The organism is Rhodosalinus sp. FB01, from assembly GCF_041365715.1.
Lineage (GTDB): Bacteria > Pseudomonadota > Alphaproteobacteria > Rhodobacterales > Rhodobacteraceae > Rhodosalinus.
The window spans coordinates 1-14,829 of record NZ_JBGFSH010000020.1; the positions used below are offsets into that span (position 1 = coordinate 1).

At 68.1% G+C, this 14,829-nt stretch carries 14 protein-coding genes and 1 tRNA gene; 7 read left to right on the forward strand and 8 right to left on the reverse strand.

The annotated features are described in order from the left end of the window. A partial coding sequence (locus tag AB6A65_RS16125; RefSeq protein WP_371039430.1) for an acetyl-CoA carboxylase carboxyltransferase subunit alpha occupies positions 1-888 on the forward strand: 888 nt, incomplete at its 5' end. Between the two features lie 87 nt (positions 889-975). Here AB6A65_RS16125 and AB6A65_RS16130 read toward each other — a convergent pair. From AB6A65_RS16130 to AB6A65_RS16140, 3 genes are all read right to left on the reverse strand, one after another. Beyond that, positions 976-2,160: a cation:proton antiporter gene (locus AB6A65_RS16130; protein WP_371039431.1), complete on the reverse strand. Its 1,185-nt coding sequence runs from the start codon at positions 2,158-2,160 to the stop codon at positions 976-978. After that, entirely contained in the window at positions 2,157-2,810 is a 654-nt protein-coding gene (locus tag AB6A65_RS16135; protein WP_371039432.1) for a GntR family transcriptional regulator, read from the reverse strand. The genes AB6A65_RS16130 and AB6A65_RS16135 overlap by 4 nt, the downstream gene beginning before the upstream one ends. A gap of 62 nt (positions 2,811-2,872) precedes the next feature. Then, entirely contained in the window at positions 2,873-3,559 is a 687-nt protein-coding gene (locus AB6A65_RS16140) for a M48 family metallopeptidase (RefSeq protein ID WP_371039433.1), read from the reverse strand. Positions 3,560-3,661: 102 nt separating this feature from the next. Here AB6A65_RS16140 and AB6A65_RS16145 point away from each other — a divergent pair, with 102 nt between their 5' ends. Both AB6A65_RS16145 and AB6A65_RS16150 read left to right on the forward strand, forming a co-directional pair. Then, positions 3,662-3,982 (forward strand): TIGR02300 family protein, encoded by a 321-nt coding sequence (locus tag AB6A65_RS16145; protein WP_371039434.1) that lies wholly within the window; start codon positions 3,662-3,664, stop codon positions 3,980-3,982. Between the two features lie 104 nt (positions 3,983-4,086). Further along, positions 4,087-4,162, forward strand: a tRNA-Ala gene (locus tag AB6A65_RS16150). A 58-nt stretch (positions 4,163-4,220) separates the two neighbouring features. Here AB6A65_RS16150 and AB6A65_RS16155 read toward each other — a convergent pair. Further along, on the reverse strand, positions 4,221-4,508 hold the full coding sequence (locus tag AB6A65_RS16155) for a hypothetical protein (protein ID WP_371039435.1): 288 nt from the start codon (positions 4,506-4,508) through the stop codon (positions 4,221-4,223). 203 nt (positions 4,509-4,711) lie between these two features. On the opposite strand from AB6A65_RS16155, the gene AB6A65_RS16160 reads away from it, so the two are divergent. The 3 genes from AB6A65_RS16160 (at position 4,712) to AB6A65_RS16170 (ending at position 8,445) form a co-directional block, all read left to right on the forward strand. Then, on the forward strand, positions 4,712-5,959 hold the full coding sequence (locus AB6A65_RS16160) for a malonyl-CoA decarboxylase (protein ID WP_371039436.1): 1,248 nt from the start codon (positions 4,712-4,714) through the stop codon (positions 5,957-5,959). A gap of 13 nt (positions 5,960-5,972) precedes the next feature. Beyond that, entirely contained in the window at positions 5,973-7,496 is a 1,524-nt protein-coding gene (locus AB6A65_RS16165; protein WP_371039437.1) for a malonyl-CoA synthase, read from the forward strand. A gap of 100 nt (positions 7,497-7,596) precedes the next feature. Next, on the forward strand, positions 7,597-8,445 hold the full coding sequence (locus AB6A65_RS16170; protein WP_371039438.1) for a polyphosphate kinase 2 family protein: 849 nt from the start codon (positions 7,597-7,599) through the stop codon (positions 8,443-8,445). Between the two features lie 401 nt (positions 8,446-8,846). On the opposite strand, the gene AB6A65_RS16175 is transcribed toward AB6A65_RS16170, so the two are convergent. From AB6A65_RS16175 to AB6A65_RS16190, 4 genes are all read right to left on the reverse strand, one after another. Continuing rightward, a complete protein-coding gene (locus AB6A65_RS16175) occupies positions 8,847-9,626 on the reverse strand; it encodes an IclR family transcriptional regulator (RefSeq protein WP_371039439.1) in 780 nt (259 codons plus the stop codon). Positions 9,627-9,639: 13 nt separating this feature from the next. Continuing rightward, positions 9,640-10,998: a TRAP transporter large permease gene (locus AB6A65_RS16180; protein WP_371039443.1), complete on the reverse strand. Its 1,359-nt coding sequence runs from the start codon at positions 10,996-10,998 to the stop codon at positions 9,640-9,642. A 4-nt stretch (positions 10,999-11,002) separates the two neighbouring features. Beyond that, positions 11,003-11,671, reverse strand: coding sequence for a TRAP transporter small permease (locus AB6A65_RS16185; RefSeq protein ID WP_371039440.1), 669 nt, complete (start codon positions 11,669-11,671; stop codon positions 11,003-11,005). A gap of 105 nt (positions 11,672-11,776) precedes the next feature. Then, positions 11,777-13,012 carry a TRAP transporter substrate-binding protein gene (locus AB6A65_RS16190; protein ID WP_371039441.1) on the reverse strand — a complete coding sequence of 412 codons (1,236 nt, stop codon included), beginning with the start codon at positions 13,010-13,012 and terminating at the stop codon, positions 11,777-11,779. Between the two features lie 116 nt (positions 13,013-13,128). Here AB6A65_RS16190 and AB6A65_RS16195 point away from each other — a divergent pair, with 116 nt between their 5' ends. Beyond that, the gene (locus tag AB6A65_RS16195) at positions 13,129-14,802 is read left to right on the forward strand and encodes a GMC family oxidoreductase (protein WP_371039442.1); all 1,674 of its coding nucleotides are present in this window, start codon (positions 13,129-13,131) and stop codon (positions 14,800-14,802) included. Positions 14,803-14,829 lie beyond the last annotated feature (27 nt).

Consider the following 14,829-nt stretch of genomic DNA (forward strand, 5'->3'; position numbering starts at 1 on the left):
CGGACGTCCGAAGGCATGGATGTCGAGGAGGAGGCCGTCGCGCTCGACCGCAAGGCCGCGGCCATGCTCGCCCAGCTTTACAAGGACCTGACGCCCTGGCGGAAATGCCAGGTGGCGCGCCACCCGCAGCGGCCGCACTGCATCGATTACGTCGGCCGTCTCTTCGAGGAGTTCACGCCGCTCGCGGGCGACCGCAACTTCGCGGATGACCATGCCGTGATCGGCGGGCTCGGGCGGCTCAGCGACCGGCCGGTGATGGTGATCGGCCACGAGAAGGGCTTCGACACCAAATCCCGGATAGAACGCAATTTCGGCATGGCCCGGCCCGAGGGTTACCGCAAGGCGATCCGGCTGATGGACCTGGCGGATCGCTTCGGCCTGCCGGTGGTCACGCTGGTCGACACGCCCGGCGCCTATCCCGGCAAGGGCGCGGAGGAGCGCGGCCAATCCGAGGCGATCGCCCGCTCCACCGAGGCCTGTCTGAGGCTCGGCGTGCCGCTCGTCTCGGTCGTGATCGGCGAGGGCGGCTCGGGCGGCGCGGTGGCCTTCGCCACGGCGAACCGCGTGGCGATGCTGGAGCATTCGGTCTATTCCGTGATCTCGCCCGAGGGCTGCGCGTCGATCCTCTGGAAGGACGCGGAAAAGATGCGCGAGGCGGCCGAGGCGCTTCGGCTGACGGCGCAGGACCTGCTGAAGCTCGGCGTGATCGACCGCATCGTGCCGGAGCCGCTGGGCGGGGCGCACCGCGATGCGGGCGCCTCGATCGACGCGGTGGGCGCATCGCTCCGCGAGATGCTGGCAGAGCTCGACGGGCAGGATCGCGACAAGCTGCGCGCCGACCGCCGGCAGAAGTTCCTCGACATGGGGGCCCGCGGCCTGGCCGCCTGAGCGGCATCGCTTCCGCCAGAACCGCAGGCGCGGCATCCGCCGGTCGCGCGGCGCCCGCACGAGTCGCGACAGCCTGCGCCGGATGGCCTAGCCCTCGTCCCGGGCGCGACGGGCCGCCCAGACCGTGACGGCCGGGCCGATCAGCTCGAAAAGCACCGTCGTCCCGATCGTCAGCGTGAGGAGCGTGTCCGCCGCCTCGGGAAACTCCTGCGCGGCCACGAGCGCCATGCCCACCGCCACCCCGGCCTGGGGCAGCAGGGCGGGGCCGTAAAGCGCGCGGTCCCGCGCCGACGCGCCGGCGAGCCATCCGCCGGCCCAGCCGCCGGCGAGACGCGCGGCGATCCGCAGCGCGACGTAGCCCGCCCCGAGGGCGCCCAGCGCCAGGAGCTTCCCGATCTCGAGCGAGGCGCCCGCGAGCACGAAGAACAGGATCATGAAGGGCCACTGCACATGCTCGATCTCATGGAACGCCCGCTCGTGGTGACGCGCGAGGTTCACGATCGCCGCGCCCGCCGTCATCGCGGTAAGCAGGAACGAGACCTCGAGCCAGAGCGACAGCCCCGCGGCCAGGAACACGAGCCCGAGCGCCTCGGTCAGGGAGGGCTCCCCGGGCTTCAGCCGTCCGGTGAGCACGGCACCGGGCAGGCCGAGCGCCAGCCCGAGGGCGAGCGCGCCGCCGATCTCCCAAGCGGCCTCCAGAAGCATCTCGCCGCCTGCCGCGCCGGCGAGCGCCTTCGCCGCCACCACGGCGAGCGCGAAGGTCAGCATGCCCCAGGCGTCGTCGATGGCGACGATGCCCCGCAGCGTGTCGACGAAGCCGCCTTTGGCGCCGGACTGGTTGATCGCGTCGGTCGCGGCCGCGGGATCGGTCGCCGTCGCGATCGCGCCCAGAACCAGTGCGACCCCGGGGGCCAGGCCGAGCGCCCAGAGGCCCGCGCCGACACCCAGGACGGTGACCACCACGATGGCAAGCGAGATCAGCAGGATCGAACGGCCGTGGGCGGCGAGCGTCTCGCGCTTCAGCGGGCCGCCCAAAAGGAAGGCGACGAGGCTGAGCGCCGTGACCGAGAGAAAGGAATACGCCTCGCGGGCGGCGGCCGGGATCAGGTCGAGCCCCGACCCGCCCGCAACGATCCCGATCCCCAGAAGCAGCGTGACCCGCGGCAGCGAGGTGCGCTGGCCCAGCGCGTCCGCGACCAGACCCGAGAGGAAGAGCGCGCCGAGCGCCACGAAAAGCGGCGCCAGGCCGGAGGGATCGCCGTGGCCCGTCACGCCGTGAGCATCTTCAGCCCCTGCGTCACGTCCGAACGCACGGCGAGGCGCAGCCCCGGCTCGTCGCCCGCCTTGAGCGCGGCGATGATGAGCCGGTGGAAGTGGGGCGGCTCCTTGCGCCGCAGCTTTCCGTAGAGGGCCCGCATCGTGGGGCCGAGTTGAAGCCACACCGTCTCTGCCATGGCCAGCATCGCCGGCGCCTGCGCGCGCAGGTAGAGCGCCCGGTGAAACTCCAGGTTGGCGCGGATATAGGCCACGGCATCGTGGCGGGCCACGGCCTCGGCGACGCCGGTGTTGATCGTCTGAAGGCGCTCGATCAGCGCCATGTGGGCGCGCGGCAGGGCGCGGCTGGCCAGCTCCACCTCGAGAAGCGCGCGAAGCGCCGCCAGCTCCTCGATCCGCTCGTTCGACAGCTCGGGGGTGGCGACGCGCCCGGAGGCGGACATCGACAGCGCACCTTCCGCCACGAGCCGCCGCAACGCCTCGCGCGCGGGGGTCATCGAGACATCGAACTCCCGCCCGATGCCGCGCAGCGTGAGCGCCTGGCCCGGCGCCAGCTGGCCGTGCATGATGCGGGTGCGCAGCCCGCGGTACACGCGGTCATGGGCGGCCGGCGGCGCCGCGTCGGAGGGGCGGGGGTTCAGCAGCATCGACCCGGAATGTGATCACGGTGGCCGCGGGGGTCAATCGGCTTTCCATCCCTGCCGCCTGTTCAGAAGCGGTAGCGGTGAAGCGCGGCCCCGTTCCGTCGCAGCCAGCGGCGCGGGCCGTCGAAGGGGCCGTGCAGCCGTTCCACCACGGCCCAGAAGGCGCGCGAATGGTTCATCTCCTCCAGGTGCGCGACTTCATGCGCCGCGACGTAGTCCAGCACCTCCGGCGGCGCCATCACCAGGCGCCACGAATAGCTGAGCGTGCCCCGCGCCGAGCAGGATCCCCAGCGCGAGCGCGTGTCGCGGACGGCAAGACCGGCATAGGGCCGGCCGAGGGACGCCGCGTAGCGGTCCGAGGCCTGTGCGAGACGCGTTCGCGCCAGTGCCCTGAGCCAGCCTCGAAGGCGGGCCGCGCAGTCGGCCTCGGCGCCCGGCACGAGAAGCCGTCCGGCTTCGGCCCGCACCGAGCGGCCCGTGCCGGCGGCGATGACGAGCGTGCGGCCCTCCACCGGCAGTTCCGTTCCATGGCGCACGTCGAGCGTTCCGGGGTGGCTTGCGAGATGGGTGCGAAGCCAGCCCTCCTTGTCGCGGGCGAAGGCCAGCGCCTCGCTTTCCCGCACGCCGGGCGGCAGGGTCAGCGTCACCCGCCCGTCGAGGGAGGAGACGCGCAACGAGATGCGCCGCGCGCGCGCCGAGTGGCGCAGCGTGAGCTGGATCGGGGGGTTGCCCGGAAGGACGTGCTCACCCATATCCATCATCTCCGTTCCGCGCTCGGCCAAAGGCTTTGACACGCCCCCGGCCTTGTGGCAGGAGCGCCGAGTCATCGGCAAGAGCAGTTGCGAGGGATTTCCATGCCCAAGGAAGAATGGGGCGTCAAGCGCGTGTGCCCGACAACCGGGAAACGGTTCTACGACCTCAACCGCGATCCCATCGTCAGCCCCTACACTGGCGAAGTCGTCGAGCTCGACAAGAGCCGCGGGCGCATGATCGCGGCCGATGCGGAGGACAAGGCCACCGCGAAGTCAAAGGCCAAGAAGACCGACGACACGGTCATCGAGGAGGACGACGTGGACGTCGAACTGGGGGACGACGTTCTCGAGGATGACGACGAGGACAGCAACGTCTCTCTCGACGATATCGCCGATGTGTCCAACGAGGACGACGAGGGCTGACGCCCATCGCGGAAGCGTCGTGGCGGCCGCGGATTTTTCCGCTTGATCCCGCCCCGGCCTTTGCCTAGACACCGGCGCACGGTCGGAAGCGACCGTCGCTCAAAGGGGCCTTAGCTCAGCTGGGAGAGCGCTTGCATGGCATGCAAGAGGTCACCGGTTCGATCCCGGTAGGCTCCACCAATCCCCCGAAATCAGCCCGGCCCGCCGCCCTCAACGCAGGCGACGGGGGCGGCATGCATCAGCCCGCCAGCAGCAGCCTCCAGACCAGGTAGTTCGGGGCGACGCAGACGAAGGCGATCAGGAATAGCTTGCTGGCATGGACCGCGCGGGCCAGCAGGGATCCCGGTTCGTTGGCGGCGGTGAAATTCATGATCGCGGCGCCCGCGACGAAACCCGCGGCTTCGCGTCGCAGGCGCTCGCGCTCGATCGACGCCATGGCGAGCTCGCGGCGACGGCGCAGGGCCTCCGTCCTCGAATCTGCGGAATCGGCCGCTGTGGCGGCGGGCGAGACATCTTGTCCATCCATCGGTTTTTCCCTTGTTCCGTCGCTGCGCGAGCTAGCGCTGCGCGCACGCGTGTCTAGGCGGGCGCCGTCGGTCCATGCGGGATCGGGTTGATCTTGCCGGCCGCCGGCCGCACCATCCCCCTAGATCGCGGCGCGGCGGGCTGCAAGCCGCCTCCGCCGGCAGGTGACGCAGGGAAAACCTGCCACGCAACGGAACCCTTGAGATGACGCTTTTTGCCGATCTTCTTTCCACGATCTTCGAACGCCGGTTTCGGGCGTCGCGTCCGCTCGGCCGCGACGACCGGTCCACCGGGGAACTCGCCTCGGCGCTCGTCGGCGCGACCGGGGAGGTGTCGGGCCTTGCCATCGCGCAGCATATCCTCAACCGCTTCGAAGCAATGGACGACGCCGAGAAGCGCGCCTTCTTCGGTCACCTCGCACGGGACATGAACGTCACGCCCGACGCCGTGCGCACGGCGCTCGCGGCCTACGAGGCCGAACCGAGCAAGGCCACCTACCGTGCCTTCGTCGCCGCAGCCGAGGCGCCGCGGCAGGAGTTTCTGCGCCGGCTGAACCAGGCGCCCGGGGCGACGGGCCGGCTCGTGCGGATGCGCGCCGACCTTCTACGCCTCGGGGCGGGCGATCCCGAGCTCGAGGCGCTGGATCTCGATTTCAGGCACCTCTTCCTGTCGTGGTTCAATCGCGGCTTCCTCGTGCTTCGCCCGATCAACTGGGAAAGCCCCGCGCACATCCTCGACAAGATCATCGCCTACGAGGCGGTGCACGCCATCGACAGCTGGGACGACCTGCGCCGCCGTCTCGCGCCGGCGGACCGGCGCTGCTTCGCGTTCTTCCACCCAGCGATGCCGGACGAGCCGCTCATCTTCGTCGAGGTGGCGCTCACCTCCGGCGTTCCCGGCTCGATCCAGGCGCTTCTGGCGGAGGACCGCGCGCCGCTTCCCTCGGCGAAGGCCGACACGGCGGTGTTCTACTCGATCTCGAACTGCCAGGCGGGGCTTGGCGGCATCTCCTTCGGCAATTCGCTCATCAAGCAGGTGGCCGCGGACCTTTCGGCGGAACTGCCATCGCTGAAGACCTTCGTGACGCTTTCGCCCATCCCCGGGCTCGCGCGCTGGGTCGAAGAGACCGGCCAGACCGTCCAGAGCGGCGACCCCGAGGCGCTGCGCCGGCTCGCCGCGCGCTACCTGCTGACCGCGAAGCGCGAGGACGGGCTGCCGCGCGACCCGGTGGCGCGCTTCCATCTCGGGAACGGCGCGGTGGTGCATGCCGTCCATGCCGAGGCCGACACCTCCGACAAGGGCCGCACGCAGTCCTTCGGAACCATGGTGAACTATCTTTACGATCTCGATGCCCTGGCGCAGAACCACGCGCGTGTCGCCGCCGCGCGGGAGGTCGCCGCCGCGCGCGAGGTCCGCGCCCTCGCCGCCGCGTCCGAGACGACCGCCGCCTGACAGGGAGAGCGCCATGGCCAACCCGCTCCACGATCGCCTCTTCGCCGCGCATGAGGGGCGGACGGAGACCTTCCTGCACCTCGCCGATGGCGGCGCGCTGAGCTACGCGGAGTTCCTCGCGCTCTCCGCGCGGCTGGCCAACGTGCTCGCGGCGGCCGGGCTCGCGCCCGGCGACCGGCTCGCGGCGCAGGTTCCGAAATCGCCCGAGGCGCTGGCCCTCTATGCCGCCTGCGCGCAGGCGGGCGTGGTGTTCCTGCCGCTCAACACCGCCTACACGGTCGAGGAGCTGTCCTACTTCATCGAGAACAGCGGCGCGCGGCTGGTGGTCTGCGACCCCGGGCAGCAAGCCGCGCTCGCGCCCGTGGCCGCGGGCCTGGGCGCGCAGATCGAGACGCTCGACGCCCGGGGCGCCGGGTCGCTGATGGACGCGGCACGGGACATGCCGGCCGCCTTCGAGACCGTCGCTCGGAGCGAGGACGATCTCGCGGGCCTGCTCTACACCTCGGGCACGACGGGGCGTTCCAAGGGCGCGATGCTCACGCAGGGCAACCTTCTGTCGAACGCGCTCACGCTTGCCGAAGCCTGGCGCTTCGACGCGGACGACGTGCTGCTGCACGCGCTGCCGATCTTTCACACCCACGGTCTTTTCGTTGCGACGAATGTCATGCTGGCGGTGGGTGGCGCGATGATCTTCCTGCCGAAGTTCGATCCCGACGCGGTGATCGCGCGGCTTCCCGAGGCCACCGCCATGATGGGGGTTCCCACCTTCTACACCCGCCTGCTGGACGATCAGCGCTTCAGCGGAGAGCTCGTCGCGCACATGCGGCTTTTCGTGTCGGGCTCCGCGCCGCTTCTGGCCGAGACCCACCGGCGCTTCGAGGCGCGCACGGGCCACCGCATCCTCGAACGCTACGGGATGACGGAAACCAACATGAACACCTCCAACCCCTACGAGGGCGAGCGCCGGCCCGGCACCGTCGGCGTTCCGCTGCCCGATGTCGATCTGAAGATCACCGATCCCGAAACCGGAGCGGCCCTGCCCCGGGGCGAGATCGGGATGATCGAGGTGCGGGGCCCGAACGTCTTCAAGGGCTACTGGAGGATGCCCGACAAGACCGCCGAGGAGCTGCGCCCCGACGGCTTCTTCATCACCGGCGATCTGGGCATGATCGATGCGGACGGCTACGTTCACATCGTCGGTCGCAGCAAGGACCTCGTGATCTCGGGCGGGCTCAACGTCTATCCCAAGGAGATCGAACTGGTGCTCGACGCCCAGCCCGGCGTTCTGGAAAGCGCGGTGGTCGGCGTGCCGCATCCCGATCTCGGCGAGACCGCGGTGGGCCTGATCGTGGCCGAGCCCGACGCGCGCCCGGATATCGCCGCGATCGAGGAGGCGGTGCGCGGCGCGCTCGCCCGTTTCAAGCATCCGCGCAAGCTTCTCGTGGTGGAAAGCCTGCCGCGCAACGCCATGGGCAAGGTTCAGAAGAACGCGCTTCGCGCGCGCTACCGCGACCTTTTCGCCGGGGTCGAAGGCTGAGGCGCACGCTGCGGCTGGATTTTCGCACCCGCATCGCCCAGTCTGCGTCACGTGCGGCGGCCGGCGCCGGCCGCACGGCGGATGACCTCGGGAGACCTGCATGGGGGAGGAGCGCGATGCCGCGCAGATCGCCAAGCCGCCGAGGCTTGCGGATGCGGACCTCACGAGGCGCCTCGACAAACCGGCCTACCGGGAGGCGCTTTCGAGGCACCGGCTCACCCTCGCGCGGATCCAGCAGACCTATCTCTTCAACGGCGACAAGGCGGTGATCGTCTTCGAGGGCTGGGACGCCGCCGGCAAGGGGGGAACCATCCGGCGCCTTTCGGCCGCGCTGGACCCCCGAAGCTTCAAGGTCTGGCCGATCGGCCCGCCCGGGAATTATTACCTCGACCGGCACTACCTGCTGCGCTTCATGGAACGGCTGCCGCCGCGGGGCGCGATTTCGGCATTCGACCGGTCCTGGTACGGCCGCGTCCTCGTCGAGCGTGTCGAGGCCCTGACACCGGAGCGGCGGTGGCGGCAGGCCTACAAGGAAATCCGGGATTTCGAGCAGTCGCTCCTCGACGATGGAGCCCGTCTGGTGAAGCTCTTCTTCCACATCTCGCCCGGGCGTCAGCTCGCGCGGTTCGAGGAGCGGCTGCGCAACCCGCTGAAGCGCTGGAAACTCACATACGAGGACTTCCGCAACCGCGAGAAATGGGACGAGTACAACGCCGCGATCGACGAGATGTTCGCCCGCACCTCGACGCCGGAGGCGCCCTGGCACGTGATCCCCGCGAACGACAAGCGCCACGCCCGTATCGCGGCGCTCGACATCGTGACGCGAACGCTGGGCGCCGGGCTCGACCTGAGCCCGCCACTGCCGGACGGCCAGCTCCTGACAGAAGCCGACAGGGTTCTCGATGTCGAGCCCGACCTGATCGCGGGCCTGCGCGGGCGGACCGAGTGACCGGGCGGTCGCGCCGGAATTCGTCATCGGTGGTCGCGGCGCCGGGTTCTCGACGAACGCCGGTCTCCCTCGATCCGTTCGAGCGCGGCGTTCGAAGGCGGAATGCGGAATGCGCCATCGACTAAGACGCCATCCCTCAGACGCGATCGGGGAAGGGGGCCGGTCGCGCGTCGGCGCGCTGACCGCCAACCGGCATCGCGCGCACTCGACCCCGGGATACGCCATCCCGGCGGCCGACGCCGCCCAAGCCTCCGTCGGCTCCTGGAACGCACATGCAGAGCGCGAATGCGGCCCGAGCGAAACGCGTTCCGACGCTGCGCGCCACAGGTGAAAAACGGGGGCAGGCCCGGCACCGGGCCAATCGATCCGGGCGGTCCCCTTCGTGGGGCGCTGCGACCCTATCAGTCGCTCCGACCGTCGATGACCAGTTGCGAAAGATCCTCGGCCGCCGCGCGAAGCGGTTCGAGAAAGCCCAGCGCCCTCTCCACGTCGAAGCGCTGCGAGGGCGCGTGGAACGAAAGCGTGACCATGAGCCGGCGGTTGATGTCCAGAACGGGAACCGCGACGGCGATCATGTCCTGCATGAACTCTTCCCGATCCAGCGCGTACCCGTTCTTGCGAACGGTCGCGATCTCTTCGATCAGGGCCGCGGGATCGGTGATCGTGTTGGGTGTCCGCCGTTCCAGCCGCGTGGTGGCGATGTATTTCTTCAGGTGGGTTCGGTCCAGCGAACTGAGATACATCTTGCCGCTGGCCGTGCAGTAGAATGGGACGCGCGTGCCGATCGGCAGCTGGATGCGCAGCGGCCACTCTGTTTCCACCCGCTCCAGATACGTCATGGCATCGCGGTCCGGCAGCGCGATATTGCAGGTCTCGCCGATTTCGCGGCTCAGGCGCCTCAGGATGGCCTGCCGCGCCGTCCGTATCCGCAGCGAGGACAGGATGCCCCCGGCCATGTGCCGCAGCCGCGGGCCCGGCGAATAGGACCGCCCGTCCATGTCGCGCTGGAGGAAACCCTCCTCCTCCAGCGTGGCGAACAGGCGGTGAATGGTCGGCTTGGGCAGACCCAGCCGCGAATTCACATGGGTGGGCGTGACGGGCACGCCTGCCTCGGCGATCTGCTCGATCACCAGAAGCAGGCGCAGGTTCGTCGGAATGGTTTCCTTGCTGTCGGCGTCCATGCGCGATCCATCGTCAACGCTGGGGCAACAGCGCGGTTGAAAGCTGGGGCACCATGGCGATCACCAGCCAGACGCTGATAAGGGCCACGAGGTAGGGCACCGTGTAGCGCAAAAGCCTGAAATAGGGAACGCCCGTGACCCCAGACGCCACGTAGAGATTGAGCCCGTAGGGTGGGGTCACGAACCCGATGGAGGCACCGACGAGAAAGATCACCGCGAACTGCATGGGATCGATGCCGACGGAATGCGCGATCGGCGCGAGGATCGGCGCGAGGATGATCGTCACCGGCAGGCTTTCCAGAACCATGCCGCTGATGAAGACGATCAGCATCGACGTGAACAGCACCGCGTAATAGCCGCCCATGGAGGTGACGAAACCCCCGATGACGTCCTGCGCGCCGAGAACCGAAAGGATCTGCTGCATCACCACGGATACGGCGATCAGCGGGGCGAGGATCCCCGTGATCTGCGCCGAGCGCATCGTGATCGACGGAAGTTCGAGGGGGCCGAACCCCTCTACGACGAGCATCTCCGAGATGCGCTTTTCCGACACGTCGCGTCCCCCGGCCCCGCCCATCATCCGGTAGAGCGGCACGCTCAGGAACCCGACGATCACGCAGAACCCCACGGTCACGCCAGCCGCCTCGGTGGGAGAGAACTTGCCGGTGTAGATGCCCCAGAGCACCAGCCCTATGGCGAAGAAGCCGAGCCACGCGCCGATCGCCGTCTTGAACACGCGCAGCGGGCTGAGCGGGATCACGACTCCCCACGCATTGCCCCAGCTGATCAGGAAAGCCGCCAGCATCATCGCCGCGACCATCATGGCCCCGGGCAGGATACCGGCCACGAAAAGCTCCGAGATCGGGAGGTTCAGGAGGAACCCGTAGACGATGAAGATGATCGAGGGCGGAATGATGATCCCGACCGTGCCGCCGGCCGCGGCGGTGGCCGCCGAGAAGCGTTCGTCATACCCTCCCTTGACCATTTCCGGATGCAGCATGGAGCCGATGGTGGCCGTGGTGGCCGAATTCGATCCCGAGATGGCGGCAAAGAGCCCGCAGGCCCCGAGCGATGCCATCGCCAGACCACCGCGGATCCAGCCGAGGCAGGCATAGGCGAAATCGGACAGCCGCCGCGCGATCCCGGAGCGGTTGATGAGATCCCCGGTGAGGATGAATAGCGGCATCGCGAGCAGGGCGAAGCCGTCGGTGAAGACGTCGGCAAGCGCGCCGCCGATATTCTGAAGCGGCATGCCCAGGACGAGCGAGACGCCGATCACCCAGTAGCCGATGACCAGGAAAACCGGCACGCCGAGCATGAACAGAAACGTCACCCCGACCGAAATGAGCGTGACGAGCGTGGACGTATCCATCATGTCAGTCGCCCCCGATGACAGCTTGGGTGACGAGAACCTCGCCGCTTCGGAAGTTGGATATGTCCGCCAGAAGGTTCTCGATCACGCGTGCGACCAGCGTGGTGAAGGCCAGCGGAACCGATACGAGGAACCACCACTGCATGACGTTGTCGGTGCCCAGCATGATCTGGAAGTTGGACGCGGAGTTCGCCGCCACCTTGGAGGCCGTCACGACAACGACCCAGGAAAAGACGATCCAGAGCACGGCGTCGAGCACCAGACACGCCATCTGCCCGGTGCGGGGCATGGCCGCGCGGAACTCGGCGAAGGCCAGATGGGTCCGCAGCTTGACGTTGTAGGAACAGCCGAACCACGTCATGATGAGGAAGAGGAACGGTGGCAGGGTTGTCGACCATGGCGCCTGTTCCTGCAGCACGAAGCGGCGAAACACCTCCACGAAGATGATGCCGCCGATGCCGAGGTAGGACACCACCATGACGGTGGACTCCAGGTTTCGCTCCGCCCAGGGGCTGACGCGATAGAACACCAGGATCACGATCGCCAGGCCAAGCATCGCGACAAGGCCCAGCGGCCAGACCGCCGGCTGCCGCATCGCCTCGCTCAGCATCCATGAGTCGCCCGCAGCAAGGGCGCTCAGGATCTCTCCCGAGCCCTGAAACCACTCCGTCATGCCCACTCCTCCCGTTGGGGGTCCGGTATGATTATTGCCGCGCGCCGCGCGGATCGTGAAGACGGGCTGCCCTTTAGAGGGGCAGCCCGCGATCGCCGCGTCCGATCAGGCCGAGCGCCACCAGCGCCGCGGCTCGACGTTCTCCGGCGGCATGTCGACGGGAATCTCGCGCGCGACGTCGTAGATCTCCTGGTAGGTGTCGATACCACCCGCCCAGTTGTTCAGCCGCTCGCGCCACTGTGCCCACGGCTCCGGGTTGAACTCGGGGGAGCACATTTCCTCGGCCATCCTGATCTGGTCTTCCGGCAGGAAGGCAGGGCGCACGTTGTTCTCGGCAAAGATCGTGCCCGGCAGCTGCGGATCGGAGAAACCGACCGTCTTGACCAGCGCGGCCTCGTTCGCCGCCTGAACGTGCACCTGCGCCAGATAGGCCGACTCCATGATCGCATCCTGCAGATGCGGCTCCATCGCGTCGAACACCCGCAACGACATCGACGTGTGCTCGGTGCCGCAGAAGAACCTCAGATCGACCGACTGGCTGACCACGGGCGCCATGTTGGCGTAGGCCACCGCGGATGCCCAGGTCTCTGCACCGTCGATCAGGCCCTGCTTGAGCCCGTCGAGCGTTTCCTCCCACGCGACCGGAACCGGGTTGAGGTTGAGCTGCTGCATGGCGATCCGGCCGAGTTGCGTGCCGGTGACGCGGTTCTTGGTGCCGAAAAGCTCCTCCAGCTTCGTCACCGTCGGCCTGTCGGCGAAGGAGTTGCCCAGCTGGATGCCGCGCAGCTCGCAATGGCTGAACAGGAACTTCAGGCCGTGCCGGCGCTCGAGCGGCTCGCGCAGGATCCGCTGCGACGCGGGGCTGTAGAGGAAGTAATACTGGGATGCCCGGCTCGGGAACATGTAGGCGTAGTCGAGTACGTTCAGGTAGGGCGCTCCACCGGCGGAATTCTGGGTGGAGGCGGCGTACATGTCGATCACGCCGGTCTGGGTCTTTTCCACGCAGTTGAGCTGGCCGCAGATCTGGTTGTCGCCGATGAATTCCACGCGGATCTCGCCCTCGGTCCGCTCCTCCAGGTCGCGGGCGAATTCCAGAACGCCGGCGCGCTCGATCAGCAGGTTGCGCGCGTTGAAGCCGGACGCACCCAGCGTCAACGTATGCTTGGGCTCCTTGGCGAAGCGCTTTTCATACGTGCTTTCGGCTGCGCGCGCGAGAGACGGCAAAGACACCGCCCCCGTCAGCGCGCCCGCGCCCAATACCACCGAAGACAGGCCGAACTGACCCGACAGACGAAACAGATCCCGACGGGAAATCCCGCCCAGGGCTTTCGATACTTTCATGGTCTCCTCCCTATAGTGCAAATTTTTGATACTTGCAGTCTCAATATTCGTCGAACTATTGTCGCGCTGGCAAGAAAAACTTTTCCGCGCACAGAGAACGCACAGAAGGCGGCCAAATGTCGGAAATTTCAGCAGACTACGTGATCGTCGGCGCGGGCTCTGCCGGATGCGTGCTCGCGAATCGTCTCTCTGCCGACCCGTCGATCAAGGTCGTCCTGCTGGAGGCCGGCGGTCGTGACTGGAACCCGTGGATCCATATCCCGGTCGGCTATTTCAAGACGATGCACAACCCGTCGGTGGACTGGTGCTACCGGACCGAGCCGGACCCGGGCCTGAACGGACGGCGGCTCGACTGGCCGCGGGGAAAGGTCCTGGGCGGTTCGTCCTCGCTGAACGGGCTTCTTTACGTGCGCGGCCAGCCGCAGGATTACGACCGCTGGGCCCAGATGGGCAACCCGGGCTGGAGTTGGGACGACGTCCTGCCGCTGTTCAAGCGCTCCGAGAAACAGGAGCGCGGCGCCGACGCGTTTCACGGCGAAGAGGGCCCCCTGTCGGTGTCCAACATGCGGCTTCAGCGGCCCATCTGCGATGCCTGGGTCGCCGCGGCGCAGGAGGCCGGATACCCTTTCAACCCCGATTACAACGGCGCCACGCAGGAAGGCGTAGGCTACTTCCAGCTTACCGCGCGGAACGGGCGGCGCTGTTCCGCCGCCGTGGCGTTTCTCAATCCGGTGCGCAAACGCGAGAACCTGACGATCCTGACCAGGGCACAGGCCAGCCACATCCTGCTCGAGGGCAAGCGGGCCACGGGGGTCGTCTGGCGCGACCGCGCCGGCGCCGAGCATGTGGTGCGCGCGGGAACCGAAGTGGTCCTGTCGTCCGGAGCCATCGGCTCGCCGCATCTCCTGATGCTCTCGGGGCTGGGCGACGCGGCGCATCTGCAGGACCACGGGATCGAGGTGCGCCACGATCTGCCCGGCGTCGGCAGGAACCTGCAGGATCACCTCCAGGCGCGTCTGGTCTTCAAATGCAACGAGCCCACGCTGAACGACGAGGTGCGCAGCCTCTACAACCAGGCGCGGATCGCGCTGAAATACGCGATGTTCCGCGCCGGTCCGATGGCCATGGCCGCAAGCCTCGCGACGGGGTTCATGCGCAGCGGGGATCATGTCGAGACCCCCGATATCCAGTTCCACGTGCAGCCATGGTCGGCCGACAGCCCCGGCGAAGGCGTACATCCCTTCTCGGCCTTCACCATGTCGGTATGCCAGCTGCGCCCCGAAAGCCGCGGGCAGATCCGCCTCGCCTCCGCCGCCGGCGCGCGCTACCCGGAAATCCATCCGAATTACCTTTCCACGGAAACCGATTGCCGGACCATCGTGGACGGGATCCGCATCGCCCGCCGCATCGCCCGCCATGCGCCGCTCAGCAACAAGATTTCGGAGGAGTTCCGCCCGGACCGGACGCTGGAGATCGACGACTACGAAGGCACGCTCGACTGGGCGCGCAATCACTCGACGACGATCTATCACCCCACCGGCACCTGCAGGATGGGTCGGGACAGCAACGCCGTCGTCGATGCGCGGCTGAGGGTACACGGCATCGCGGGCCTGCGCGTGGCGGATTGCTCCATCATGCCCGAGATCGTCTCGGGCAATACGAACGCGCCCGCGATCATGATCGGCGAAAAGGCGTCCGACCTCATCCTCGAGGACAGGACGTCGGCCATCTCCGGCGCCCGGACGGCCCGAGACACACATCCAACCCGCGAAAGGAACCAATCCCCATGAAGATGACCACCGAGGAAGCCTTCGTCA